Origin of the sequence: Mucilaginibacter sp. NFX135 (assembly GCF_048565145.1) — a bacterium.
Lineage (GTDB): Bacteria > Bacteroidota > Bacteroidia > Sphingobacteriales > Sphingobacteriaceae > Mucilaginibacter.
Genome location: NZ_CP183412.1, coordinates 1,869,115 through 1,894,820, shown reverse-complemented (window position 1 = coordinate 1,894,820; position 25,706 = coordinate 1,869,115). Strand labels below are relative to the sequence as shown.

22 protein-coding genes are annotated in these 25,706 nt (G+C 43.1%); 16 read left to right on the top strand and 6 right to left on the bottom strand.

The annotated features are described in order from the left end of the window. The first annotated feature begins 718 nt into the window (after positions 1–718). The 9 genes from ACNURT_RS08255 (at position 719) to ACNURT_RS08215 (ending at position 11,057) form a co-directional block, all read left to right on the top strand. Positions 719–2,791 carry a M13 family metallopeptidase gene (locus tag ACNURT_RS08255; protein ID WP_419701321.1) on the top strand — a complete coding sequence of 691 codons (2,073 nt, stop codon included), beginning with the start codon at positions 719–721 and terminating at the stop codon, positions 2,789–2,791. A gap of 529 nt (positions 2,792–3,320) precedes the next feature. After that, entirely contained in the window at positions 3,321–3,671 is a 351-nt protein-coding gene (locus tag ACNURT_RS08250) for a DUF2200 domain-containing protein (protein ID WP_419701320.1), read from the top strand. A 250-nt stretch (positions 3,672–3,921) separates the two neighbouring features. Continuing rightward, on the top strand, positions 3,922–5,256 hold the full coding sequence (locus ACNURT_RS08245) for a rhodanese-like domain-containing protein (RefSeq protein WP_419701319.1): 1,335 nt from the start codon (positions 3,922–3,924) through the stop codon (positions 5,254–5,256). A 122-nt stretch (positions 5,257–5,378) separates the two neighbouring features. After that, on the top strand, positions 5,379–6,071 hold the full coding sequence (gene mnmD, locus ACNURT_RS08240) for a tRNA (5-methylaminomethyl-2-thiouridine)(34)-methyltransferase MnmD (protein WP_419701318.1): 693 nt from the start codon (positions 5,379–5,381) through the stop codon (positions 6,069–6,071). Positions 6,072–6,367: 296 nt separating this feature from the next. Further along, positions 6,368–7,171 carry a nucleoside triphosphate pyrophosphohydrolase gene (mazG, locus tag ACNURT_RS08235; protein WP_419701317.1) on the top strand — a complete coding sequence of 268 codons (804 nt, stop codon included), beginning with the start codon at positions 6,368–6,370 and terminating at the stop codon, positions 7,169–7,171. A gap of 62 nt (positions 7,172–7,233) precedes the next feature. Then, positions 7,234–7,695, top strand: coding sequence for a hypothetical protein (locus ACNURT_RS08230; protein WP_370997687.1), 462 nt, complete (start codon positions 7,234–7,236; stop codon positions 7,693–7,695). 242 nt (positions 7,696–7,937) lie between these two features. Next, the gene (locus ACNURT_RS08225; protein WP_419701316.1) at positions 7,938–8,492 is read left to right on the top strand and encodes an RNA polymerase sigma factor; all 555 of its coding nucleotides are present in this window, start codon (positions 7,938–7,940) and stop codon (positions 8,490–8,492) included. Next, positions 8,485–9,996, top strand: a complete 1,512-nt coding sequence (locus ACNURT_RS08220) for a hypothetical protein (protein ID WP_419701315.1) — start codon at positions 8,485–8,487, stop codon at positions 9,994–9,996. The genes ACNURT_RS08225 and ACNURT_RS08220 overlap by 8 nt, the downstream gene beginning before the upstream one ends. Before the next feature lie 56 nt (positions 9,997–10,052). Beyond that, on the top strand, positions 10,053–11,057 hold the full coding sequence (locus tag ACNURT_RS08215) for a hypothetical protein (protein ID WP_419701314.1): 1,005 nt from the start codon (positions 10,053–10,055) through the stop codon (positions 11,055–11,057). A gap of 3 nt (positions 11,058–11,060) precedes the next feature. On the opposite strand, the gene ACNURT_RS08210 is transcribed toward ACNURT_RS08215, so the two are convergent. Continuing rightward, a complete protein-coding gene (locus tag ACNURT_RS08210) occupies positions 11,061–12,281 on the bottom strand; it encodes an ABC transporter permease (protein ID WP_419701313.1) in 1,221 nt (406 codons plus the stop codon). Positions 12,282–12,366: 85 nt separating this feature from the next. Here ACNURT_RS08210 and ACNURT_RS08205 point away from each other — a divergent pair, with 85 nt between their 5' ends. The 6 genes from ACNURT_RS08205 (at position 12,367) to ACNURT_RS08180 (ending at position 17,355) form a co-directional block, all read left to right on the top strand. Then, positions 12,367–13,617, top strand: a complete 1,251-nt coding sequence (locus ACNURT_RS08205) for an exo-beta-N-acetylmuramidase NamZ domain-containing protein (RefSeq protein ID WP_419701312.1) — start codon at positions 12,367–12,369, stop codon at positions 13,615–13,617. Between the two features lie 130 nt (positions 13,618–13,747). Further along, positions 13,748–14,665 carry a methionyl-tRNA formyltransferase gene (gene fmt, locus ACNURT_RS08200; RefSeq protein ID WP_419701311.1) on the top strand — a complete coding sequence of 306 codons (918 nt, stop codon included), beginning with the start codon at positions 13,748–13,750 and terminating at the stop codon, positions 14,663–14,665. A gap of 25 nt (positions 14,666–14,690) precedes the next feature. Continuing rightward, positions 14,691–15,353 (top strand): hypothetical protein, encoded by a 663-nt coding sequence (locus ACNURT_RS08195; protein WP_419701310.1) that lies wholly within the window; start codon positions 14,691–14,693, stop codon positions 15,351–15,353. Positions 15,354–15,420: 67 nt separating this feature from the next. Beyond that, the gene (locus tag ACNURT_RS08190; RefSeq protein WP_419701309.1) at positions 15,421–15,663 is read left to right on the top strand and encodes a hypothetical protein; all 243 of its coding nucleotides are present in this window, start codon (positions 15,421–15,423) and stop codon (positions 15,661–15,663) included. Between the two features lie 85 nt (positions 15,664–15,748). Further along, positions 15,749–16,066, top strand: coding sequence for an IS200/IS605 family transposase (tnpA, locus tag ACNURT_RS08185; protein ID WP_419701308.1), 318 nt, complete (start codon positions 15,749–15,751; stop codon positions 16,064–16,066). Positions 16,067–16,557: 491 nt separating this feature from the next. Continuing rightward, entirely contained in the window at positions 16,558–17,355 is a 798-nt protein-coding gene (locus tag ACNURT_RS08180) for a DUF3050 domain-containing protein (RefSeq protein WP_419701307.1), read from the top strand. Between the two features lie 39 nt (positions 17,356–17,394). Here the strand turns inward: ACNURT_RS08180 and ACNURT_RS08175 are convergent, their stop codons facing one another. Together ACNURT_RS08175 and ACNURT_RS08170 are read right to left on the bottom strand one after the other, a co-directional pair. Continuing rightward, entirely contained in the window at positions 17,395–18,231 is an 837-nt protein-coding gene (locus ACNURT_RS08175) for an aminotransferase class IV (RefSeq protein WP_419701306.1), read from the bottom strand. Between the two features lie 144 nt (positions 18,232–18,375). After that, positions 18,376–19,434 (bottom strand): RluA family pseudouridine synthase, encoded by a 1,059-nt coding sequence (locus tag ACNURT_RS08170; protein ID WP_419701305.1) that lies wholly within the window; start codon positions 19,432–19,434, stop codon positions 18,376–18,378. A gap of 334 nt (positions 19,435–19,768) precedes the next feature. On the opposite strand from ACNURT_RS08170, the gene ACNURT_RS08165 reads away from it, so the two are divergent. Next, a complete protein-coding gene (locus ACNURT_RS08165; protein WP_419701304.1) occupies positions 19,769–20,656 on the top strand; it encodes a 1-aminocyclopropane-1-carboxylate deaminase/D-cysteine desulfhydrase in 888 nt (295 codons plus the stop codon). A 60-nt stretch (positions 20,657–20,716) separates the two neighbouring features. Here the strand turns inward: ACNURT_RS08165 and ACNURT_RS08160 are convergent, their stop codons facing one another. The 3 genes from ACNURT_RS08160 to ACNURT_RS08150 all read right to left on the bottom strand — a co-directional run bounded on the left by ACNURT_RS08160 (position 20,717) and on the right by ACNURT_RS08150 (position 25,689). Further along, on the bottom strand, positions 20,717–22,114 hold the full coding sequence (locus ACNURT_RS08160; protein ID WP_419701303.1) for a glycosyl hydrolase family 18 protein: 1,398 nt from the start codon (positions 22,112–22,114) through the stop codon (positions 20,717–20,719). An 81-nt stretch (positions 22,115–22,195) separates the two neighbouring features. Beyond that, positions 22,196–23,614 carry a glycosyl hydrolase family 18 protein gene (locus ACNURT_RS08155; RefSeq protein WP_419701302.1) on the bottom strand — a complete coding sequence of 473 codons (1,419 nt, stop codon included), beginning with the start codon at positions 23,612–23,614 and terminating at the stop codon, positions 22,196–22,198. Positions 23,615–24,363: 749 nt separating this feature from the next. Next, a complete protein-coding gene (locus ACNURT_RS08150) occupies positions 24,364–25,689 on the bottom strand; it encodes a G-D-S-L family lipolytic protein (RefSeq protein WP_419701301.1) in 1,326 nt (441 codons plus the stop codon). Positions 25,690–25,706: the final 17 nt, after the last annotated feature.

Below are 25,706 nucleotides of genomic sequence, written 5' to 3'. Positions count from 1 at the left end.
AAAATTATAAAATTCAAATAGCAAAAACTTATTAAAGTCTCAATTTTAACACTTTTCGGCTCAAAAATAGGGTAAAAACCGATCAAAAACTGCTTGAAATTTGATTAAAACCATCTATTTTAACACTTTTTAACAAATTTTCGGCGGTTTTTAAAACTTTAAAAAGTATCGAATAACAGCTATTAAAATAGCTAACCTACTTAACGGTCGGTTTTTTTATTCTTTAGTTGAGGGATAAAATTATGTTTTTCAAACAGGGCAGAATGCCGCGTCGGCTTACTGAAATATACAGAAATTATTTGATGCCTGCAATTCTAATTGTCAAGCGCGGAGTCGACTCTGTCATCACTTCGCTCGACATCCCTCTCTCCGCCTTCGGCGCAAAGAGGGACTATAAAAAAGAATTTTCTAACCCTCTTTACCGCAAAGCGGAAGAGAGGGTCACCCAGCGAAGCGTAGGCGGGGTGAGTTGACTACTTCTGTCTTTGCTCCTTCTATCCTTACTCCGCTTCATCACAATAATTTTACAATAGAGGCGTTTAGTATAAGAACAACCGTAAATGGCCATGAAATCAATGGACTTGCATCGCTTTTGGCTTGATATTCTGAAAAAATCAAAGCTTTCCTTTTTCATCAACTGGTTTAATCGCTAAGCATTTCATTAGCCGGTTTGCGTATGTCTGGCATAATTTATTAACTTTAATTTTTAACAATTAACATGAAATTAAAGTTGTCCTATGTAATGTTGGCGGGCGCATTAGCCTTGTCGGCCAACAGTTTCGCTGCCGGTGGCGGCACATCTCCCAAACCAAAACACAAACCTGCAGTCCCTAAAAAATTCATTGATCCGGCCAATATGGACCTCAGTGTAAAACCTGGCGATGATTTTTTTGATTACGCCAATGGCAACTGGATCAAACAAAACGCCATACCTGCCAAAGAAACCCGCTGGGGAAGCTTTAACATCCTGCGGCAGGAAAATACCGATAAATTATTAGGATTGCTTAATGAAGTGAGCAAAACATCGGCCTCACAGCCTAAGGGCAGCTTAAGACAGCGTGTTGGCGACCTGTATGCCAGCGGCATGGATAGCCTGGCTATCGAAAAACGTGGTTATGATCCTATAAAACCCGATCTGCAACGTATCGACCAAATCAATAACCTCGACGGCGTGATCGGCGAGATGACCTATCAGCGTGTTAATGGCGAAGGCAGCCCGCTTTTCCGGTTCGGTGTTGGGCAGGACGAGAAAAACGTAAACAAATACGTGGTGGGTTTTAACCAGGGCGGTACCAGTTTGCCCGATCGCGACTATTATCTGAAAGCTGATAGCCGCACCAAAGGCATCCAGGATGCTTACAAAAAATATATCGTTGCGCTGTTTACCTTAACCGGTACGAGTAACGAAGAAGCTGTTAAAAATGCCGATGTTATTTTTAGCATGGAAACCAGCCTGGCCAAAGCACAACTGAGCCGTGTGGCCATGCGCGATCCTAACGTTACCTACAACAAATTTTCGGTTGATGGTTTCAGCAAGATCACCCCGCATTTAAACTGGAACACTTTATTACCGCAGCTAAAAGCCAGCGGACAGGATACGGTTTTGGTTGGCCAGCCCGGTTTTTTTAAAGCGGCCGATTCGCTGCTGGTAGCCGCCCCTGTTGATAGCTGGAAAGTTTACCTCAAATGGAGCATCCTGAAAGGAGCTTCATCATCACTAAGCTCGCCGTTTGTAAACGCTACTTTTGATTTCAGCAAGGTATTAACTGGCCAAAAAGTACAAACGCCGCGTAACGAACGCATGAGCGGCCTGGTTGATGGCAGCATTGGCGAATTGTTAGGTCAGCTTTTTGTAGAAAAATACTTTACACCGGCCGCCAAACAATACATGATCAACCTGGTGAATAACCTGAAAGGCACCCTGGGCGACCGTATTAAACGCCTGGAGTGGATGAGCCCCGAGACCAAAGACCGCGCGCTTAAAAAACTGGCCGCGTTTACTGTAAAAATAGGCTATCCAGATAAATGGGAACTTTATGAAGGTTTGGTGATTGACCGTAACGATTATGCCGGTAACCTGAAAGCCTTATCTATATGGCGCTATAATTTTAACCTGAGCCGCCTGGGCAAACCGGTTGATAAAACCCGCTGGGGTATGACACCGCCAACCGTGAACGCATATTACAATCCAACCAACAACGAGATCGTTTTCCCGGCTGGTATCCTGCAGTTCCCTTTCTTTGATTTTAAGGCTGATGACGCGGTAAACTATGGTGGCATAGGCGCGGTAATAGGTCATGAAATGACTCACGGTTTTGATGATCAGGGCCGCCAATATGATGCCGATGGCACCCTGCGCGACTGGTGGACAAAAACCGATGCCGATAAATTTAAAGTGCGTGCCAACCAGGTAGTTGACCAATACAATGCCTTTACCGTGATAGATACCTTGCATGTGAACGGCAAACTAACCCTTGGCGAAAACCTGGCCGATTTGGGCGGCTTAAACATAGCTTACGAAGCCTACAAAAAAACCAAACAGGGTCAGGAAAATAAAAAAATTGACGGTTTTACTGCCGATCAGCGTTTCTTTTTATCATGGGCACAAGTATGGCGCAGCAGGCAACGCCCCGAGTCGGCAGCGCAACGCATCCTGACCGATCCGCACTCGCCCGAACAGTTCCGCACCAACGCGCCGCTCACCAATATCGATGCCTGGTACAAGGCTTTTAACGTGCAAGCCGGCGACAAAATGTACAAAAAACCCGAAGACCGGATCAAGGTTTGGTAGTGCTGGGTTTGAATCTTAAGTTGTTAGTCTTGAGTACTAAGTATAAAACAAAGCCTGGTGAAAGCCGGGCTTTGTTTGTTTTATGCCTCACCCAACCCTCTCTCCACCCGTCATTGAGGTACGAAGCAATCCCCGAAAGGCAGGTCCGCTCTGTAAGTAGGAGATTGCCACGCTGCGCTCGCAAATGACGTTATTTTTTACATATTCCCCACCCTCCCGCGGCCAAGAGCGGGTATACGACATGCATCACGAATACCCCCTACCCCCTCCCGAGAGTAATTGCCCATCATTAGACATTTGTTCAAAAAAGGGTGTCATGCTGAGCTCGTCGAAGCATGGTGGGCAGGCCTCTGCGCGCGACCCTTCGACGGAGCTCAGGGTGACAGCTCCCTTTTTAATATTATTTTTCCGTTATGTCTACTCATGGGCTATTACCCTCCAGGGGGGAATCGCACCAGTCCAGCGCTTTCAGCCTATGGTCAATGTTCACCGATTTTGTAACTTTACATACCTATTAATAACCAATACCATGGATAATACAAGAGTTTACAGAATGTCTTTTGCAAGTGTTTATCCGCTCTATATCAAAAAAGTCGAAAGGAAAGACCGCACTAAAGAAGAGGTAGATGAAATTATATTCTGGCTGACAGGATATGATCAACAAACCTTGCAACAACTCATCGACAATAAAACTGATTTTGAAACTTTTTTCGCCCGGGCACCACAAATTAACCCGAATATTTCCAAGATCACGGGGGTGATTTGCGGGTATCGTGTGGAAGAGATCGAAGATAAACTAATGCAGAAGGTTCGCTATTTGGATAAGTTAGTTGATGAACTGGCGAAGGGAAAAGCGATGGAAAAGATTTTGAGAAAATAGTGAAAGATTACTGAACGTAACAAGGTTTTGTCGAGGAACGAGTGAAGCATCTGTTTTGCAATGTATCTACTGAAGAAGATCCTTCGCTCCGCTCAGGATGACAAAAAAAAATGAAGACTAGCTCCATTCTTCCTTCAAAAACATCTGAATTACTGCATATTCCATCGTATTAATCGTATTAATATTTACAGCGCGTAAACATTTCAGCCGTAAAACAACCCGCCAAAACCTTTATCTTTGTGCTTATAATATGATAATTCAACAGTTCTACGATAAAGGATTGGCGCATGCATCGTACGCCGTGATCCGTACAGGTAAAATGATCGTTATTGATCCGGCACGTAATCCCCAGCCTTATTATGACTTTGCACGTCAGCACGATGCCGATATTGTAGGCGTTATTGAAACGCACCCCCATGCCGATTTTGTAAGCTCGCACCTGGAAATTCACCAGGCTACCAATGCCGTAATTTATTGCAGTAAGTTAACAGGTGCTACCTATCCGCACGAAACATTTGACGATGGCGATGTGATACAGCTGAACGATATCAAACTGAAAGCCATCAATACCCCCGGTCACTCACCCGATTCCATTTGCATTTTACTGGAAGACGAACAGAGCAAGGACGCCGCGATTTTTACCGGCGATACCTTGTTTGTAGGTGATGTAGGCCGACCCGACCTGCGCGAGAATGTGGGCAACATTACCGCTAAAAAAGAAGAACTGGCCAAACAAATGTACCAGAGCACCCGTCATAAATTGATGACCCTGCCTAAAAGCGTGGTGGTTTACCCGGCACATGGGCCTGGTTCATTGTGCGGTAAAAACATGAGTCCGGACCTGGAGAGCACCATCGGTCGCGAGCTGCGCGAAAACTACGCCCTGCAATTGATGGACGAAATGACCTTTGTTAAAACCCTCACTACCGATCAGCCTTTCATGCCCAAATATTTTGGTTATGATGTTGATTTGAATAAAAGTGGCGCGCCGCTATTGCAGCAAAGTATAGATACTATCCCCAGGATAAGTCCTGAAACAAGGCTTGAAAAAGATATACTGTTGATCGACGCACGTCCAAAACAACAATTCAGAAACGGTCATCTTAAAGGCGCAATTAACCTGCAGGATGGCGAAAAATTTGAAACCTGGCTGGGTTCAATATTAGGTCCGGATGAAACTTTTTACCTGATAGCTGAAAACGAGGACAGTTTAAACACCCTCATCAAAAAAGCAGCTAAAATAGGCTACGAAAAAAATATCAAGGCAGCGTTATTGGCACCAGTTAATGCTTCCGAAATATCTGCCACGCTTGACCTGGACGATTTCAGGACCAACCCCAACAACTATCATATTGTTGATGTACGCAACCGGGGTGAGGTAAACGATGGCAAGGTATTTAAAGATTCCATCACCATACCCCTGCCCGAATTGCGCGAACGAATCAACGAAATACCAACCGATAAACCCGTAGTGATACATTGTGCCGCGGGTTATCGCTCGGCAGCAGCAGCCAGCATAGTAGCCGCCAAAATAAAACAGGTACCTGTTTATGACCTGGGCGAGGTGATTGTGGAGTTTGCGTAAAGAAGTTGATAGTTCATGGTTCATAGATCATGGTTTTTGAACATCAACCTATTAGCTAATTTGGCACTAAAAATTAATAATTTCCGGTGCCTAAAAACACTATGAACCATGATCTATTACCCATGAACCATGAACTAAAAATAGTAACCACAGCCGATGGCTCCAAAACCATTTATAATGCCGCTGTGGGCGAGCATTACCACTCGCGGCATGGTGCTTTGCAGGAGAGTTTACATGTATTTGTAAATGCCGGTCTGGATTATTTTTTAGCTCAAAACAATGTTCACGAAGCCAGCATACTGGAAGTTGGTTTCGGTACCGGACTTAACTTTCTGTTGAGCGCAGCTTACTGTATCGATCGACAAATAAATCTGCAATACACCGGGATCGAAGCCTATCCGCTTACAACGGATATGATGGCTCAAACAGGCTACGAGCAGTATATCCCTGCCACACTATGGGATGCCTATCTGCAACATTATCCGGATGCTTTAAAAAATGAGGTAAGTATCGATGCTGATACCCAATTGCAAATAGCACACTGCAAACTGATGGACTTTACCACAACCCATCAGTACGATATTATTTATTTCGACGCCTTTGCCGCCATACATCAGCCCGAAATGTGGGAACTGCCTGCTATAAGCCATGTTACCCAATTTTTAAAACCCGGCGGCGTATTTGTTACCTACGCCATAACCGGTAATTTGAAACGGATGCTGAAAAGCTTAGGCTTTAGCATACAAAAAATACCCGGCGCTCCCGGCAAACGCGAAATGCTGCGCGGAGTGAAGGAAGCAGTGAGTATTGTCTGAATCAGAATTAACAGAATTTTAAAATTTTCAGAATTTGCTTAACTTATTATGCATTTTTTTCACTGCTCAAACCGTGCGCTGTCCGAAGTCTCCGACTTTGGACGATTATGCTTGTAGTCTTCAGACTACAGGCATAATCAATACAAACCATCATTACTGTAGTTATAAACTACAGGCATAGTAGTTCGAAGTCTCTGACTTCGAACTACGCATTAATTTCCTTTTCTATCTTGATTTCTGATTCTTACCTCTTGCATCCCAAAACCCCTATCTTTGCAGCATAAAAACAAAAACATATGCCGCTACAAGCACCAGCTACCGCCAATACCCCTGCCACCGGATTTGAACGCCTGCTCCATATTATGGATGATCTAAGGGCCAACTGTCCATGGGATAAAAAACAAACACTGGAAAGCCTGCGGCACCTTACTATAGAAGAAACCTATGAGCTGAGTGACGCTATTTTAGGCGCCGACATGCCCGAAATAAAAAAGGAACTGGGCGATATTATGCTGCACCTGGTGTTTTACGCCAAAATAGCTTCGGAAACTAATGATTTCACCATTACAGATGTGCTCAACAGCGTATGCGAAAAACTCATCAACCGGCACCCGCATATTTATGGCGATGTAGAGGTACAAAACGAGGAGGATGTGAAACGCAACTGGGAACAGATCAAACTGAAAGAAGGCAACAAATCGGTACTGGGTGGCGTGCCGGCTTCCTTACCGGCATTGGTAAAAGCATCACGCATACAGGAAAAAGCACGCGGTGTGGGTTTCGACTGGGAAGAAAAAAGCCAGGTATGGGCTAAGGTTGAAGAAGAGATGCAGGAATTCAGGAACGAGTTTAATGCTGAGGATGAAAGCACCATCGACCATGAAAAAGCCGAAGGCGAGTTTGGCGATCTGTTATTCTCGCTCATCAACTATGCCCGTTTTATCAATATCAACCCCGAGAACGCCTTGGAAAAAACAAACAAAAAATTCATCAAACGTTTTCAGTACCTGGAACTTAAAGCCAAAGAGAACGGAAAACAACTACAGGACATGAGCCTGGCTGAGATGGATATATTTTGGGACGAGGCAAAAAAACTGTAAAAATTTTTACCTGATGTATCGTTTCAGTAAATGCACACGTAATGTTTAAAAAGATGAAGATTATGAAGCGAAATTTATTTTTAGTATTACCATTGTTAGCATTAGTTGTATTAAGTGAAGCCTGCTCAACTAAAAGTGATCCCGTTCCTGTACCGGCAGCACCGACTGGCTCTTATAGTGGAAAATTCAAGCTGCTTGTCAAAAAAACAACAGGCTCAGGTTACGATACCGTAAAAAACGATCCTCTTTTCGCTGTGACCATAACCGCGCCAAGCAAATATGTTGTAACCAGCTCTACTCCGAGCATACACGCGCTTAGCAGGGGGCTTTTTCAATATGATCCCTATGGACAGATTATACGTTTTATTGACAGCACTTATGTACCGGGACCTCAAACCAGTTATCATTTAGCAGGTGATTATCAATACCGGATGAATACCACACAGCTTCAGTTTATACGTCCAAATAACAGCACAACACAGGACACTATATTTTTCTACGACCTTAAAAAAACTTCAAATTAATTATTGTTTTAATTTAACTGCTGTCGCTTTTAGGGGTGGCAGCTTTTTACATTAACCATCTACCTATCTTAACGGTAAAGACCAGTGGTAACAAGTACTGCTGGTCTTTTAATCGTTAAATACCGGGTCAAAAAACTGGTCAGCTGAAAATTTATTATTTTTAGGTGTATCAATAAAGTTCCTTATCACGTAAGGTACTATAGATCAACAACAACGTTTATAGGCGGAATTAAATATATTTAATGCATTCACCCCCTCGCATTACTGAAGAAGAGATCATCAGCCAATGCAAAACAGGCAGCTTAAAGTACCAGGAAATGCTGTATAAGCTATTCTATGGCTATGCCATGGGTATAAGTCTGCGTTATAGTTTAAACCGGGATGATGCCTTAGAAGCTGTAAATGACGCCTTTATAAAGGTTTTTAATGCTATACATAATTATAACATTGATAAACCTTTTAAAGCTTGGTTACGCACCATAGTGGTTAATACCGCCATTGACCGCAGGCGTAAGGATCTTAAATTTCAGCTTAATGTTGATCTGGATAATGCTGCCCCTCTTAGCAGCAATGTGGGCACAGTTGATAATTTAAATGTGCAGGATATTTTAAAACTGATGAATGAGCTGCCTGCAATTCAGCTTACCATCTTTAATTTATACGAAATAGACGGATATAATCACGACGAAATTGCAAACATGCTCGCTATTCCGGTAAGCTCATCAAGGGTTTACCTGAGCCGGGCAAAAGAAAGATTAAGAAAAATGTTAAGAAAAGAGACACAAAACCATGGATGAGCAGTTGGATAACGACTTAAGCAACCGCATCAGGGAGGTGTTTGATAATTTTGACGACACCTCATTTCCTTCTGCTGATGAAGGCTGGTTATTGCTCAGGGAAAAATTTCCTGAAACGGAAAAGAAACGTCCGGTTGCCTGGCTATGGTGGGCAAGCGCGGCCGCCGCTATACTGTTATTTTTAAGCATTGGCCTTTGGATGACGTTTAAAAAACAACCCATTGATACACTGGCCTTAAAACCGATAAAAAAGCATACAGAACAAACTATAACTGCCGATAGCGCTGCATTACTGACTACAACAAAAACTCCGGCTAATAAAAACAATGCTCTTGATACTGGTGCAGCCCCTTTAGCCGGTACAAAAAGACTCGTTATCCGGAAAGCAGCACCTTATAAGCCTAACGTGGTACCCCCTGTGCCGGGTGCAGCAATATCACAGGCACAGGCACCTGTTTATGCCAGAACCGGCGTAAACCAGCCTTCACAGATCCCTGGTAATACGCCGGCTGCATCTGCGTTTAAAACCCAACAGACTGTTGACAGCACTAAAAATGTGGCAGCCAAAACAAATGCGCAGCAGTATATAGCGGTTACAAAGAATTCCAATACCAATACAGCTGTCACTCAGCCTGCTAAAAAAACCCAACCCGTTGATAGCGCTAAAACTGTTATAGCGAAAATTAATACGCAGCAACCCCCTGTTACGGCTCCTGCAGCCACCAAAGGGTCGATCATGTTAAATCAGCAGCAGGTACAAACACCTAAAAAGGGTATGGAGGCATTGTTTGCAAAGGAACAAGCCCAACAACCAGAGAAAAACAAACAGGATTATACAGCGGATAAAAAAGTACGTTTCGGCGTGTACGCAGCTACGTTTTTTAACTACGCCAAAGGCAGCCGTAATCAGGTAAATGCCGGCGCGGGTGTTACCTCAGATATCAAACTGACTAAAAACTTAAAATTATCAACCGGTGTAATGCTGGCCCAAAATACATTGAGTTATAATGGGAGTGCCCCTCCAACCTCCAGCCTTGACGCTTTAGCCAAAGCCCCCCAGGCTTTTGCCCCTTTTGACAAGCAGACCTTGTTTTCTGCAAACTCGTCGTTCCCGGTGCTTAAAAATTACAATGCCAGCTTAGTTGGTTTGGATATTCCTATAAATATCAAATATGAATTTAACCCGCAAAAAACCGATGCTTATGTTTCGGCCGGCCTAAGTTCAGGTACATTTATCAACGAGGCCTATACCTCCGTTTATGGTTATTCGGCCGGGGCTTCTACACAAACAACAGAAGATGTAAGCCGTAAAAGCTTCAACAGTTTCTATTTTGCCAAAACCCTCAATGTGTCTTTCGGTATAGGTACCCCTGTGGGTAAAGGCAACCGTTTGATCATCGAGCCATTCTTAAAATACCCTATTGATGGCCTGGGTTCACAACAGATCCAATTCGGTTCGGCAGGTTTGAATTTGAAATTTAATTTTACGACCCAGAAAAAATAGACATTACCGCCTTTATTTCCGGCATAAGCAGTTATCTTTAAGCATAATCATCTATTATGTTTAATTACAATAGCGACTTAGAAGCGATTTTATTATCAAGAGTAAATGCAAATCTTTTAGTCGGTTATTTAGGCGGCGCTTTCAGCCAAAAAAATGATAAATTTTATGCAGCCACACTGGTTGATATAAGCACTATTGATTATGACGATTTCGCTTATTTACATGAACAAGTAAATGGGCGCTCCATTACAAACTTTGATCCTGAATTAACCAGGAATTACATTTCAAATAATTCATGGCACAACAAGTCAGTTGAGGAATGTATCGAAGAAGGCATTTACCGGTATTTTTCCATAATATTTACAGGCATCTATTTTGAACAGCAGTGGTTCATTATAAAAGAATTATGTTTTTATGGTGATTTAAAATCAGAACAGGCCATAAAAGAAAGCATAATAAAAAAATCTGAATATGAAGATTTTTGGGAGCAATCAATTTTCAGACCACAGGAACCACTCACCATTAACCGCGATGGTGAAACAATTACCATACGCCGCGTTGAGATGGAAGAGTTTAAAGATAACCCGAGTCTGGTTGCTCTTTTAAAACAAGAGAAAAAAGAAAAGATAAATCGCCTTTATAATAATTACATTGAAGCTGAGTTTATTATCCCATTTTTTGAACGGCTAAGGATTAATTATTCGCAACGATATCAAGAATTTGAGGCCCTACGTGTTGGATATACAACGATATTTCCAGAACATAAAAGCTACACCCTGTTTTGCAGCCTGGTTAAAGATGCAGATAAGAATTATGCTCTTTATTACTTTCTTTTTGACAACCGGATACGAAAGTTTTACAAATGGACCTACTTTACTCCTATCAGTTTCGATTTTAGTTTCTTTTACGGACAGCTTATCATTGAAGATCTTAAACAAATATCCCATTGGGATGATATCGGTTTTCTTGACTCATCATGCACTATGGACGACGAGGCTTTTTGGGATAACTACGTATTTGCGCATAATGGTTATCATTACACTTTTTTAGAGGAACTTTAGCCTCTACTTAAACCTGATTGCTTTTACCGGCGATATTTTACTCACCAGCATAGAGGGGATAATAAGCACCAGCAGGCAAATAACCAGCGTGCCTAAATTCAGCAGGAAAATATCGGAAAAACTAAACTCTACGGGAACAAAGGTCATATAATAGGATGCCTGGTCGAGCTTAAAAAAATGGGTTTGCTGCTGAAAGAAACCCAGGCCCAAACCTAAGGCGTTACCCAACAGCAATCCTAAGCCGATAAGGTAAGTTGCGTTAAATAAAAACACTTTTTGTATATTCCAGTTGGTGGCGCCCATGGCTTTGAACATACCTATCATGGAGGTGCGCTCCAGGATCATGATGAGCAATGCCGATATCATATTGATCACCGCTACAATTACCATCAGCACCAACATCACCACCGAATTTACATCCAGCAGGTTAAGCCATTCAAATATGGCCGGATAGTCTTCACCAACGGTATAGGAACGTAATTTCACCGGCAGTATCTCATCTAGCTTGTTGGCGGCATAATCTACCTGGTTAAAATCAGACACATGTAGTTCATACTCGCCAATTTCGCCGGGCTTCCAGTCGTTAAGCCTATTGATCAGTGATAGCGAGCCAATCACGAAGGTTTTATCCACCTCTTCTACCCCGATACTGAAAATGCCCTTAATTTTAAACTGCCGTTTACGCAATGGCTCCTGAACAAAATACATCAGCAGCTTATCGCCTACCTTTAATTTGAGGCGGTTTGCCGTGGTTTGCGATAGCATGATCTCTTTTTGCGCCTCGACAGAATCGGTAAAGTTGATCACATCGCCGGCTACCATAGTTTTTTTAAAATAGTCCCAGTCGTAGTTTTTATCAACGCCCTTCAGCACCACGCCTTCTATTTCATTATTGGCTTTAATAATTCCCGGTTTGGTAGCAAAGGGCATTACCCGGGTAATCAGCGGACTTTTCATCGCCCGGCCTTCAAATTTAGGGTCGGCCATGAAAGGTGAGCTTTCGTAGGAACTGTTCAGATCAAATTTCACCACCCGGATATCGCCGGCAAAACCACGGATCTTTTCGCGGATCTCGCGCTTAAAGCCTTTCACAATGGCCAGCGAAAGTATCATCACCCCCAAACCCAGCATAATACCAATAATGGCAATGCGCACAATCAGTTTTGAAAAGGTGCGTTTTGACTTAAATGTTATCCGGGCTGATATAAAAGAGGCGAAACTCAATGCAGAATGATTTTTTGTACCTTCGCAAATATGCGGTTTTGCTGCTAAACCTGCTACTTTAAAAATTGTTTAACCATAATATTTTATGCTAAGAACACGTATTTTTTTGCAATGTGCTTTTATAACGGTTTTATGGACAAGTACGGCTTGCGGTAGCCCGGCTGTTTGCACCAATTGCGACTCATCAAAAATCAATTCAGTCGAAAAAATAATCCCCGGAATAATTACCGGTGCCGATCAAATTCCGCTGTATATTAACTATCTTAAGGGAAAAAATATTGGGATGGTGGTAAATCAAACTTCTGTTATTGGCAAAAATTTAAAGTCAAGCGTGGATAGTTTACTGCATGCCGGTATTACTATAAAAAAAGTATTCGGTCCTGAACATGGTTTTAGGGGGAATGCCAGCAACGGCGCCAGCGTAAATGATGCTGTAGATACCAAAACGGGCTTGCCTGTAATATCCCTGTATGGCAATAAACACTATAAACCTACACCTGAAGACCTGAAGGGCCTCGACTTGATGATATTTGATCTTCAGGATGTTGGGGTTCGCTTTTATACTTACATATCAACCCTGCACTATGTAATGGAGGCTTGTGCCGAAAATAATATCGAACTTATGATACTGGACAGGCCCAATCCTAACGGCTACCTGATTGATGGGCCCATACTGGATACGGCCAATGTGCCCCGTGCCTTTGTAGCTATGCACCCTATCCCCATCAGCCATGGCATGACCATTGCCGAATATGCCCAGATGATCAATGGCGAAGGCTGGTTAAGGGGTGGCCTGAAGTGTAAATTAAAAATCATTAAGGTGGCTAATTACAAACACGCCTTACCTTACAGATTGCCCGTAAATCCGTCGCCCAATTTAAACACCGATCAATCCATCATCCTTTACCCAAGCGTGTGTTTGTTTGAAGGCACCACGTTTAGCCTGGGGCGTGGCACATTTTTTCCTTTCCTGGAGGTGGGTCATCCCTTGTTAAAAGGGAAATATACATTTTCGTTCACTCCCGTAAGTATCAAAGGCATGAGCGAGGATCCGCCGCAGAAAGACAAGGAATGTTTCGGGGTGGATTTAAAAGAACGGAGTACTGATATGATCCGCAAGAAAGGTCGGCTTGATCTGTCGTTGCTGATGGAACTATACAAAGCTTTTCCTGATAAAGCGCATTTTTTCAACGCCTATTTTACCAAACTGGCAGGCACCCCCGAATTAAGGAAACAAATTGAAGCGGGTAAAAGCGAAGAAGAAATACGCAAAAGCTGGGAACCTGGTTTAAATAAGTTTAAAACGATAAGGCGCAAATATTTATTATACGAATAGTTTAGTTAGCGGTGAGTTGTGAGTAGGTAGTATTTGATTTTTAAGATTTTTAAAAACAATGAATAAAATCATTAATCAAATCCAGTTACTCACTACTCTCCACTCACAACTCACTACTTAAAGAAATAGCATGAGAATTGTATTTATGGGTACGCCCGAATTTGCGGTTGCATCATTAGATGCATTGATTAAAGCAGGCAGCAATATTGTAGGCGTGGTTACGGCTCCTGATAAACCAGCGGGCCGTGGTCAAAAGGTAAGTGAATCGGCGGTAAAACAATACGCGGTAGCCAACGGACTGAAAGTACTGCAGCCCGAAAAGTTAAAAAACCAGGATTTTTTGGCCGAGTTGAAAGCCCTACATGCCGATCTGCAGGTGGTGGTAGCATTCCGGATGCTGCCCGAGGTAGTTTGGGCCATGCCGCCAAGGGGTACCATCAATTTACATGCTTCGCTTTTGCCGCAATACCGCGGCGCGGCGCCCATTAACTGGGTGCTCATCAACGGCGAAAAAGAAACCGGCGCTACCACCTTCTTTCTGAAACACGAGATAGACACCGGCGATGTGCTGTTTACCGAAAAGGTAACGCTGAATGGCCATGAAACAGCTGGCATGCTGCATGACTGGCTCATGAACAAAGGTGCCGGTCTGCTGGTTAAAACCGTAAAAGCGGTGGAAAGCGGCCGCTACCATGAGCACCCGCAAACAGCCTTGTTAACCGGCGAAGAACTGAAACATGCGCCTAAAATTTTTAAAGAAGATTGCCTTATAGACTGGACACAACCGGCACAAAACATTTATAACAAAATCCGCGGGCTTAGTCCTATCCCAACGGCATATGCAGAACTAAATGGTAAGGTGCTTAAAATATATGGTTCGGAGCTGGAACTAACTGAACCGGCTATACAGCCCGGCGGTTTCCTCACTGATAACAAAACCTACCTGAAATTTGCCGCCAAAGATGGTTTTATCAGTGTTACCGATATTCAGTTGGAAGGTAAAAAACGCATGGGTATTGAAGATTTTTTGAGGGGAATGAGGTTGTAAGGGAAGATTAATTAAAACAGCCTCTATGAAATTCATTTTTTATACGCTTCTATTTATCCTGATATGCTTTCGGGCCGGGGCAACCGATACCCTCACTACCAAACTGATCAATGCTGTTTACCTGGAAGTTGTAGATACTGCTGCAAAGTATTACTATCTGCAGGAATTTGGCCGCGTTCCCATTTTTGATGAGGATGACATCAAATATGAACTGGTTAGTAGGAATGATGTTTTAAAAGATGTTCCACTAAAAGACTTTATTGAGGGTATTAAAAGCGATACTGGAGAAATTAACTGGCGCGACTATCACTTACTACATGCACGCGTTGTAAATAAAGCTCATTTGCCTAAATATACCGATCAGATAAGAATCTTTAAACTGGTGCCTTACAACACCAGCCAGGCCGAACTCAAAAAATTGAACGACGAAGGTGTGGTACCTGTTCCAATAAAAAAGGGTATGACTCAAAAACAGATCAATCAAACCCAGGACAAAGCCAACCTCAAATACGAAAGCCGACCCATCGAAGAGAAACAAAGCTTCAAGTTCTCAAAACCTATTTTTTCAAAAGATCATCAATATGTTTTAATCAGGCTGGGCGGCAGCGACGCAAGTGCTTTATATATTTTCAGATTGGTCAACGGTCAATGGAAAAAGATATTGAGATTTAATGTGGTTGTTGCGTAGCTTATTATTTCTTAGTAAGCAGATTGATCAGATTGCAAATCTTTAATAATAATCATAAATTTATAATATGAAACTTGCAGAGTTAAAATCAGAATTTCAAAACCTCATAGATCAAATAGATGATCTTGAAATGCTTTCGCAATTTTATGATGTGATAACTCAATCCTTGCAACCTAAAAACTCTGTTTGGCAAGGTTTAACCCCGAAACAACAACAAGACGTTTTAACTGCTTATGAAGAAAGTGAAGATGAATCTGATCTGATTTCTTTATCGGTATTAAAATCCAGATACAGAGAGCTTTCCTGTTAGTAAACTATATTTGTTCCGTAGGAACAAAAGCTTTGTAGAAAATAATATTAAATTTGATTGTGCGCCATAGGTGCACAACCTTTTTATGCCTAACACCTATACACAATTATATATCCATTTTGTATTCGCGGTTAAATATCGGGCATCCTTACTTAACAAAGATTGGGATGACCGGTTACGGTTGTATATTACAGCGATTACTCAAAATCATGGGCATAAAGTTATCGCTATTAATAACATGCCCGATCATTTACATCTATTCGTTGGCTTAAATCCCAAACAAGCAATTTCCGATCTGATACGCATAATAAAAAGTGACTCTTCAGAATGGATCAATAAAGAAAAATTAACCCATGGCAAATTTCAATGGCAGGAAGGATACGGCGCTTTTAGCCACAGTTGATCGCAAGTTGATAAAGTGGTAAATTACATATTAACCCAGGAGGAACATCACCAAAAGAAAACATTTATAGATGAATACCAGCAACTCTTGAAAAGTTTTGGTATTGCGTTTGAAGAACAGTACATTTTCAAGTTACCCGAATAACGGCTAAGTTTTGCTCCTATGGAGCAAAAATCAATTAGACAATTTTTCTACAAAGCTTATTCCCCTACGGGGAATGCACACTGCACCATCCTGTTCCAGAGGAACAAAAGCTACTTTCCAACAAAGCTTACCTTCTAAAAGGAATGCACACTGCACCATCCTGTTCCGGAGGAACAAAAGCTTTGTAGAAAATACAATATAAACGAATGAGCTCCGTAGGTGCTCAACCCATCTCCTATTTTTTTAAAATTCAAAATCGCTCCCATCAACCCAAAGTCAAAATAAAACAAACACTTCGTTAACAATCACCATGTTTGCTATTTTTGCAGCCACAAATTTTACTATCCATGGCCAATTACAGCGACAGAATCACCCTGCTTAAATCCGAGATCCAGCCTTTGCGTAAGCAACTGATACAGCACGAGCTTTATAAAAATATCAACTCCTTAGAGGAGCTTACCGTTTTTATGGATCATCATGTATTTGCGGTGTGGGATTTTATGTCGCTGTTAAAATCGCTGCAACAAAAATTAACCTGTACGGTTACGCCATGGATGCCTACAGGTAACTCTAACACGCGCTATCTGATCAATGAGATTGTTACCGGCGAAGAAAGCGATGTGGACGAAGCGGGTAACCGTACCAGTCATTTTGAGCTGTACCTGCGTGCCATGCATCAGGCCGGCAGTCAGGCTGTTGCTATCAATGACTTGTTTAATGAGCTTAACTTTGGTAAACATATTGACGAGGCACTCATCATTGCCGATATCCCGGTAGCGGCACGCAACTTTGTACAGCATACCTTTGAGGTGATCGAAAGTCCTAAAAATCATGTGCAGGCCGCGGTATTTACATTTGGCCGCGAGGATCTGATCCCTGAAATGTTTGTGAGTATTGTAAAAGAGCTGAGCCGGCAATTGCCCGGCAAGGTTGATATTTTGCTTTACTACCTGGAGCGCCATATTGAGGTTGATGGAGATCATCACTCCCAATTAGCCTACCAAATGACCGCCGAACTTTGCGGCGACGACGACAGTAAATGGCAGGAAGCCACCGAAGCTGTAAAAGAAGCTTTGCAAACCAGAATTGCCCTTTGGGATGGTATTTTGGCCGCGATTAAAGCACCGGTGTCTTCGGAGTTATAAGTTTAAATTTCCCACTCCTGTTTTTACTGTTTATTTAACCTACAGCTTATTCAGCTCATCCATCAATACCTTGCTGATGCGGTTAAAATACCGCCGTACCCCAAAGCCCATTACGGTTTGGATGCCCCGGGTGGCATTGGTTAAAAACACCTCATCGGCCTCGTATAAAATGTCGGGATTTATCTGTGCTTCGGTAATGTCAATATGGTTATCCTGTGCCAGCTTGATCACTATCTGGCGCATCACCCCCTCCACACAGCCTTCGCTTAAAGCAGGGGTATATAAATGATTCTGATAATAGACGAATATATTGGAGCTACTGGCTTCGCACAAAAAACCGTTCTGGTTGAGCAAAAATACATCGTCCAGCTTGTTTTGGGTTTTATAGATACCCGCCATTACATAAATAAGCGAGTTGCAGGTTTTTATGTTCGACAGGTAGTTTAACGGTTTGGGTAGCTCACTGAATACATCCATAATAAGTCCCTTTTCGTTCAAAAAGTAGCGCGGTTCTTCAGACGCGGTAAGTTCCAGGCAATAAGCCATTTTATTTTGCGATGGGGTGTACAAACCTTCGGCATCGCGATAAACGGTAAGACGCAGGCGACCATGTTTTACCTTATTCCTTTTGGCCAGCTCTTCTGAAATATCCTTTAAAAACCAGGCATCCATTTGCGAATAGCCGTCAATTTTAAGCGCTTTCATTCCCCGCTGCAGACGGTCGGCGTGCTGGTCGGCAAATTTAAGTTGTCCCTTCATTAAGCGCATACTTTCAAACAAGCCGTCGCCATATTTAAAACCGCGGTTGGCTATGGTAAGCAGCTGGCTGTTTGCCGGAATTATATTTCCATTAAAATTGATTAAAACGGGTGTCATGTAGATGTGCAGATATCAGATGTGCAAATGTGCGGATTTTTTAGATGCGGAAATACTTATAGCGTAATTCATGTGTGATACTCGTGTAAAATCATAGCATGGCATCTGGTGCAAAAATCATGCTTAGTGTACACGTTAAGTTATCTATAACTCTTCGGAATCTGTATTTGTTTGATTAGCAATAGCAGTATATTTCCGCCATTTTTGCAATACGCTTTCAAAATCGGCAGGTAAAGGTGATTCAAAGGCGATCTGTTTTTTTAGTGTCGGATGTAAAAAACCCAATGTTTGCGCGTGCAGGGCCTGCCGGGGCATCAATTCAAAGCAATTTTCAACAAACTGCTTGTATTTGCTGAATACCGTACCCTTCAATATCTTATCGCCGCCATAGGTGGCATCACTGAACAGCGGGTGCCCGATATGTTTCATATGCGCCCTGATCTGGTGGGTACGCCCGGTTTCCAGCTGACATTCGATCAGCGTAACATAGCCCATGCGCTCCAACACCTTATAATGCGTTACCGACCATTTCCCTTTTTCCGGATCATCATATATCGACATTACCCGGCGGTCGTTCACACTGCGACCAATATAGCCTGTCACGGTGCCATCTTCGGGCAGGTCACCCCAGGCCAGGGCCACATATTTACGGGTAATGGTATGATCAAAAAACTGCTTGGCCAGCCAGTTCATGGAGCGTTCGTTCTTGCTGATAAGCAATAAGCCCGAAGTATCCTTATCAATCCGGTGAACCAGGCCCGGACGACCGTCGTTGCCCGGCAATGTAGGCAATTGCTGAAAGTGATAAACCAGCGCATTAACCAGTGTACCAGTATAATTATTATAACCCGGATGCACCACCATGCCTGCGGCTTTATCAACCACCAGCACATCGTCATCTTCGTAAACAATATTAATGGGGATATTTTCCGGATAAACCTCGGTATCACGCGGCGGGTGCGGCAATACTACCGATATCACGTCAAGTGGCTTTACCCGGTAGCTCGATTTTACAGGCTTATCATTCACCAACACATTTTCCAGCTCAATAGCGTTCTGGATGCGATTGCGTGATGCGTTTTCCACGCGGTGCATCAAAAATTTATCAATACGCAGCAGGGATTGTCCTTTGTCAACCACAACGCGTAAATGCTCATATAAGTCCTGTTCTTCCTGCTCTATAAACTCGGTATCGTCTGCCATTTGAGGGCAAAAGTAATCGTTTTTACGTTAATAGTAATAGGGAGTATCAAGTAGTTAGTATCAAGTATCACGATTATTAGCGGCTTGAGTGTCCTTATCAGAAAATTCTCATATTTGATAATTAATCAGTATTAAGTAGCGAGTATCAAGTATCACGACTTTTAATATCGCATATTTAAGCGTCCACGCTTAAATACCAAACAGGTGAGCGTCGACGCTCACCTAAAAATAAAGTTCAAGTGTAGACCCTTGAACTGGCTCAGACACTTAAACTGGCAAAGAAAATATCTTGATACTTGATACTAACTACTTGATACTAAAAAGATATTAAACAATGAATATCAATCTCGAAATTTTTAGTCCGGTTCAAGCTATCAGCAACCCGCTGTTTGATGCGCACGGCGTAAAAGTTTTTCTCAAGCGCGACGACCTGATACACCCTATGATATCAGGTAACAAATGGCGTAAATTAAAATACCTGCTTAAAACCGCGCAGAGCCAGGGCAAAAACCACCTGGTAACTTTTGGCGGGGCTTACTCCAATCACTTACTGGCTACTGCAGCCGCCGCTGCAAAATTCGGATTTAAAGCTACCGGCATTGTACGGGGCGAAGAGGTGAATAACGATACCCTGTTTTTATGCAAACTGCATGACATGCAATTAATATTTACCGACAGGGATAGCTATCGCGATAAACCAACCTTGTTCGCGCAATATTTTGGAGACGATAACGACGCCTTTTTTATTGACGAAGGGGGCGCATCAACAGAAGCCGCTCTGGGTTGCGCCGAACTGGTTGGTGAGCTTACCGAAACTTATGATCACGTTTTTTGTGCCTGTGGTACGGGTACTACGGCTGCGGGGATTATCAATGGATTGAGCAAAAATCAACTTAAAACCCACTTCCACGCAGTTCCGGTATTTAAAAATGGCTCTTTCATCCGGGATGAGATTAACCGTTTCCTGATAACTCCTGTAGATTATGATCTGCATACTGATTATCACTTTGGTGGTTATGGCAAAGCCGATGCCGAACTGATTGGTTTTATAAAAGAGTTTGTAGCTGCTACCGGCATCGTGATCGAACCCGTATATACCGGTAAAATGATGTACGCGCTTTATGACCTCATAAGCAAAGGTCATTTTGAACCGGGCAGCAAGATCCTGGTTGTTCATAGCGGGGGTATCTGGGGCTTGCTGGGCATGAAAGATAAATTCTAATCACAAAAAAATGCCTGGCTCCGAAACCAGGCATTCAATTTAGAATTAATATGGGATGGTTTAGTTGCCTGCTGTAAAGGCTTCCCATCCCGAGGCTGTAGCACGGTTACAGGTCATGGCCTGGGTTCCGTTTTCGCTGCTGATAAATTTGCCGTTATTGCCGCGCAGGGTTACTTTACCATCGGCTGCAACTATCCAGTCGAATTTTTCCCAGTCGCTGGCAGTTGCACGGTTACAGGTAATAGCCTGGGTTCCGTTTTCTGACGATACATATTTGCCCATGCTGCGTAATGATATTTTGCCCCCACCCGCATCAATCACTGTAAAATGCTCCCAGTCACCGGCAGTGGTGCGGGTACAGGTCATGGCCTGGACACCGTTTTCGCCACTTACATAAGCATTATTAAACCCTTTAAGCGATATCACCGAGCCTATTGGCGGATTGCTGCCGGTTGGAGGCGTAGTACCGCCCGAAAGCTGGGTATAAATAGCCGAAAGCAACGAATTGGCCCCGGTAGCATCCTGCGATAGCTCCCACATCATGATACCGCCACCCTGGCTAAGGGCCAATGAAGTTTTGCTTTTAATAGTAGGGATACCGTTGTAGCCTATACCATTCCAGGTATCTGAATTGGGACTACCGCCGCCTGCCAGGATATCGGCATAAGAGGTGTACGGCTCCCTGCCATAAAAAGGCACACCTAATATGGCTTTTGCTTTGGGCAAGCCACGGCCAATCCAATAGTTCAAAGAGGTTTGAGCCAACGAATATGGAGAGTGATTAGGTCCGTCGCCATCATAAGCCATCAGGTTCAGGAAGTCAACATAACCAAAAACATTAGCGTTGATGGATGAACCATCGCTTGAAATTACAGCCGCGGTTAACAATTTTCCCTGGGCATGCAAAGCATTGCTAAGCGCCAGCATCAGGGCTGAATAATTATTGGCCGAAGCGCCGTCGTTAGGATATTCCCAGTCAATATCCGCTCCATCCAGGTTATACTGATTAACCATATTAACCAGGTTATTCACAAAAGCGGTACGGGAACCTGAGTTAGCAGCCAACGATTCAAAAGCGCTGTCGTCGCCATTATTCCATCCACCTATTGAGATCGATACTTTAACGCCGTTGGCATGAGCGGTGCTTACCAGGCTTTGTAGTTTTGAAACATTATCAATGGCGCCCAGACCACCCGAAGCGGTTGGTATCACAAACGCGTAATTAATGTGGGTAAGCTTGGAATATTGAACCTGGTTAACAGCCCCGGCCCAGCTGGGCAAATAACCCACTACTTTAAAGCCAGCAGGAATGGCCGAAGTGCCCATTGGCCTGTTGGGCACATCAGGTGAGGGTGTTGGAGCAGAAGGTGATAGGTTGTTGTCTTTTCGACAAGAAGAAAGTGCCAGAAGCACCACCGCCACACAAAGCAGCAGGAACGAGTTAAACTTTGTTTTCATAAATGAATAGATTAGTGGTTAGTTAGATATAGTTAATGAATACCGGCGGCGAGTCGCCGGTATTCATTATGAGTAGTTTGATTAATTACCTACGGTAAAGGCTTCCCATCCCGAAGCGGTGGCGCGGGTACAGGTCATGGCCTTGGTACCGTTTTCGCTGCTGATGAATAAACCGTTATTGCCCCGCAGGGTTACTTTGCCATCAGACGTGGTAATCCAGTCAAACTTTTCCCAATCGCTGGCGGTGGTACGGTTACAGGTAATGGCCATAGTTCCATTCTCTGACGATACATATTTACCCATGCTGCGCAAATAGATTTTGCCTCCACCGGCGTCAATCACGGTAAAGTGCTCCCAGTCGCCGGCTGTGGTGCGGGTGCAGGTCATGGCTTGTGTGCCATTCTCACCGCTTACAAACGCGTTGTTAAACCCTTTGAGGGATATTACGGAACCTATGGGCGGATTGCTGCCGGTTGGCGGGGTAGTACCACCATGAGCCACAATCACATTATGAATGGTTGACAGCAGGGAGTTTGACCCTGTTGCATCACCGGCCAGCTCCCATATCATCATACCGGCTATACCACGGTCAAATGACAGGTTGGTTTTATTGGTAATTGTTGGGATACCGTTATAACCATAGTTTTGAAAAGTATCTGAATTTGGACTGCCGCCAAGGGCCAATACATCATTATAGTTTTTGGTGATGTAATCGCCCCTGTTGTCGCGTGCGTAAAAAGGCACACCCAAAACAGTTTTTTCAAGCGCTAAACCTCTGCCGCTCCAATAGTTCAGGCAATCAACTGCAGATTGATAGGTAGAATGCTGAAAGTTATTATCATCATAATCCATAATATTCAGCCAGTCGACAGAAGTCATAGTGGTACTGGTTACATAAGTTGCCCCGGTTGAAATAACAGCGGCACTGCATAATTTTCCGATGCCGTGCATGGCATTAGCCAGCGACTGCATCATCAAAGCAAAGTTATTGGCTTCGGTACCGGCAGAAGGGAACTCCCAGTCGATATCCACACCATCCAAATTATTCTGATTTACATAGTTAACCATGGTATTCACAAAGGCGGTGCGTAAGCTGGAGCTTGCTACGATGGTATGAAAAGCATCGCCGCCGCCACCACCGCCAACAGCGATAAGCGCCTTTATACCGTTATTATGCGCCAGCGTAACCATACTGGCCAACTTGCCTGGGTTATCGATAGAGGTTAAGCCTCCGCTTGTTGTAGGCGAAATGAAGGCATAAATAATATGGGTTAATTTGGTGTACTGAACAGCATTTACATCGCCCTCCCAGCTGGGTAAATAGGCTACTACCTTAAATGTGGCAGCAGTTACCGCGTTTGTGTTTTGCTTATTATTTACCGCAGCATTATTATCATTTATGGGAGCAAAATCGGCCCGGTTATCTTTTTTACAAGATGATAAGGCAAATAATACCGAGCACACCACGAAAAGGAGAAAAGAGTTAAAATTTAATTTCATAAGTTAAATGTTAATTGGTTAATATGTATTTATGATTGATTTGTTAAGCTATTTCAACAAAAAAGCATCCCGTTAACAGGCCGTTTTGCATGCTTATAATATCAAATAATGATATCAATAGTTATAGTAATAAGAAATTCAGGGTATGTTTTATAAAAGTAAAGCTAATGTAATATTTTGTTATAAATAGCTTAAAAACAGCACAATACGCTTTAATAACAAGTATTGTAGTGCTTTTGTAGGGTATCATTATGATAAGTATATTATGAATATTAATGAAAAATATTTTTCCTGATACGCTTAGCTCACAGTTACTTTTTAGTTAAGTACATGGATATTGGGAAGGCAATGGCTTCTAAGAGTAATAGCCTATCAAAAAGACATAGACAAAAACTTGGATAGGTAGTTGATTCACCCGACATCCCTTTTCTTCAAACGTCATTGCGAGGCACGAAGCAATCTCTACACAGGCAGATCGAGCTTTTATGGTTGCTCTGTACAGCATAGAGATTGCTTCGTGCCTCGCAATGACGCATTTTTATGATGTGCAAAGTCCCCTCTATGCGCGAAGCGGCGAGAGGGGTGACAATCCGCCAGCTGACGGAGACGTCAGGGTATTCTATGCCACATGAAAAGCCTTTTCGTTCAGGAGACGAATTGGTTCGGCTAAATCCATAACAACAAAAAAGCCGCCCCCTTTTCAGAGAGCGGCCTGCAAGTAAGATCAGTAATAGTTATTTGAATATTTTTTACGGAAATTTAACTCCTCTATAACTGGAAACATTAGCCAGCGGTATCGACGCGTTATATTGCTTATTAATAGCTTTAATAAATTCATTGGCCACAACAGCATAACCACGTGGAGTGAGGTGTATCCCGTCCAATGAAAATATACCGCCACTGATAAAGGCTGAGCTCAGATTCACGCCGTCAACTACCAGGCCATGGGCTTTTACATCGTTCAAAAAGGCATAGGCATCAAAAATGGCCAGGCCTTTTGATGAGGCCACAGACTTAATGGTTGCATTGTAAGCATTCACATAATCCTGGGTCATTGCTACTTCGCCCTGGTCAAGCACATATTTATCCTCAATAGGGGTAAGTGGCGTTAAGCCATAAGGCAGGTTCCCGGCCGCGGCAACTGGCTGCCCCATCATACTGGTTGGAAAACTAAGAATGATAAGATCTGCCGCCGTAGCTATCCTTGCCGAATGAGAACCATCCGCATTAAGCGCGTTAACATACAAAGCCTTTGCTGCCGGGTTTACCTTTTGTACTCCGGCCAAAATAGCGCCAACCGTTACGGTGTTAAAATAAGGCACTGCGACAACATCCGGAATGGTAGCTACCGCACCTTTTTGACCACTTTTGGTCAGTTGGGTAATAGACAGGTTGTACAGTTGCGAAAATTGTGCTTTATCAGTCAGTCTAAGGTTGGGATCAGCGCCGCCAGTAATGGCATACAGCAGGGCATCATTATTACCCAACCAGTCGGTAAAAAACGTGTAGGGCTTGGCCGTAACAAAATCAAGGTAGGTTGAATTTACATTTGTCGGAAAATCAGTAGGCAGCATTCTTTCAAAATATCCATTCAAGTTTCCCAGTTGCCCAAAAGTTATCTGCTGTAGCTTAATCAACGGTACACCATAGTTATTGATGTCGCCTTTGTATTTGGTATATAACGTTACGGTACCAAAACCTGGCACTGTAGCTTCGCCGCGCTTACCTGTAGCAGGCTGCATTTCGGTAGTGGGCACACCATTGGTGAGGGCTGTTAGTTTTAAATAACCTGATCCATTAGCCTGATCGGTGCTGAACAAGGGTTGGGTAAATGTACCGCCACCCACTTTTTGCATTTGGGCCGCTATAATGCTTGGATAGGAATTTAATTGACCTTCCCGGTATAAGCCGCCATCGGCATAACCTGCGGTAAGTGAATTACCTACTGCAATGTACCTGGTAAAATCGGCCGTTCCGCGCGAAGGCGCTGGTGTATTGATACTGGTTTTACAGGCGCCAAAGCCCAATAAACCCGTTACTAAAAATATATGTAAATATGATCTGTAAGTTTTCATTTGATTAGAATTTTAAA

Bases quoted from the DNA above. Each gene is read 5' to 3' on its own strand.
- ACNURT_RS08255 (WP_419701321.1), top strand. From the start codon at position 719: ATGAAATTAAAGTTGTCCTATGTAATGTTGGCGGGCGCATTAGCCTTG.
- ACNURT_RS08250 (WP_419701320.1), top strand. From the start codon at position 3,321: ATGGATAATACAAGAGTTTACAGAATGTCTTTTGCAAGTGTTTATCCG.
- ACNURT_RS08245 (WP_419701319.1), top strand. From the start codon at position 3,922: ATGATAATTCAACAGTTCTACGATAAAGGATTGGCGCATGCATCGTAC.
- mnmD (WP_419701318.1), top strand. From the start codon at position 5,379: ATGAACCATGAACTAAAAATAGTAACCACAGCCGATGGCTCCAAAACC.
- mazG (WP_419701317.1), top strand. From the start codon at position 6,368: ATGCCGCTACAAGCACCAGCTACCGCCAATACCCCTGCCACCGGATTT.
- ACNURT_RS08230 (WP_370997687.1), top strand. From the start codon at position 7,234: ATGAAGCGAAATTTATTTTTAGTATTACCATTGTTAGCATTAGTTGTA.
- ACNURT_RS08225 (WP_419701316.1), top strand. From the start codon at position 7,938: ATGCATTCACCCCCTCGCATTACTGAAGAAGAGATCATCAGCCAATGC.
- ACNURT_RS08220 (WP_419701315.1), top strand. From the start codon at position 8,485: ATGGATGAGCAGTTGGATAACGACTTAAGCAACCGCATCAGGGAGGTG.
- ACNURT_RS08215 (WP_419701314.1), top strand. From the start codon at position 10,053: ATGTTTAATTACAATAGCGACTTAGAAGCGATTTTATTATCAAGAGTA.
- ACNURT_RS08205 (WP_419701312.1), top strand. From the start codon at position 12,367: ATGCTAAGAACACGTATTTTTTTGCAATGTGCTTTTATAACGGTTTTA.
- fmt (WP_419701311.1), top strand. From the start codon at position 13,748: ATGAGAATTGTATTTATGGGTACGCCCGAATTTGCGGTTGCATCATTA.
- ACNURT_RS08195 (WP_419701310.1), top strand. From the start codon at position 14,691: ATGAAATTCATTTTTTATACGCTTCTATTTATCCTGATATGCTTTCGG.
- ACNURT_RS08190 (WP_419701309.1), top strand. From the start codon at position 15,421: ATGAAACTTGCAGAGTTAAAATCAGAATTTCAAAACCTCATAGATCAA.
- tnpA (WP_419701308.1), top strand. From the start codon at position 15,749: ATGCCTAACACCTATACACAATTATATATCCATTTTGTATTCGCGGTT.
- ACNURT_RS08180 (WP_419701307.1), top strand. From the start codon at position 16,558: ATGGCCAATTACAGCGACAGAATCACCCTGCTTAAATCCGAGATCCAG.
- ACNURT_RS08175 (WP_419701306.1), bottom strand. From the start codon at position 18,231: ATGACACCCGTTTTAATCAATTTTAATGGAAATATAATTCCGGCAAAC.
- ACNURT_RS08170 (WP_419701305.1), bottom strand. From the start codon at position 19,434: ATGGCAGACGATACCGAGTTTATAGAGCAGGAAGAACAGGACTTATAT.
- ACNURT_RS08165 (WP_419701304.1), top strand. From the start codon at position 19,769: ATGAATATCAATCTCGAAATTTTTAGTCCGGTTCAAGCTATCAGCAAC.
- ACNURT_RS08160 (WP_419701303.1), bottom strand. From the start codon at position 22,114: ATGAAAACAAAGTTTAACTCGTTCCTGCTGCTTTGTGTGGCGGTGGTG.
- ACNURT_RS08155 (WP_419701302.1), bottom strand. From the start codon at position 23,614: ATGAAATTAAATTTTAACTCTTTTCTCCTTTTCGTGGTGTGCTCGGTA.
- ACNURT_RS08150 (WP_419701301.1), bottom strand. From the start codon at position 25,689: ATGAAAACTTACAGATCATATTTACATATATTTTTAGTAACGGGTTTA.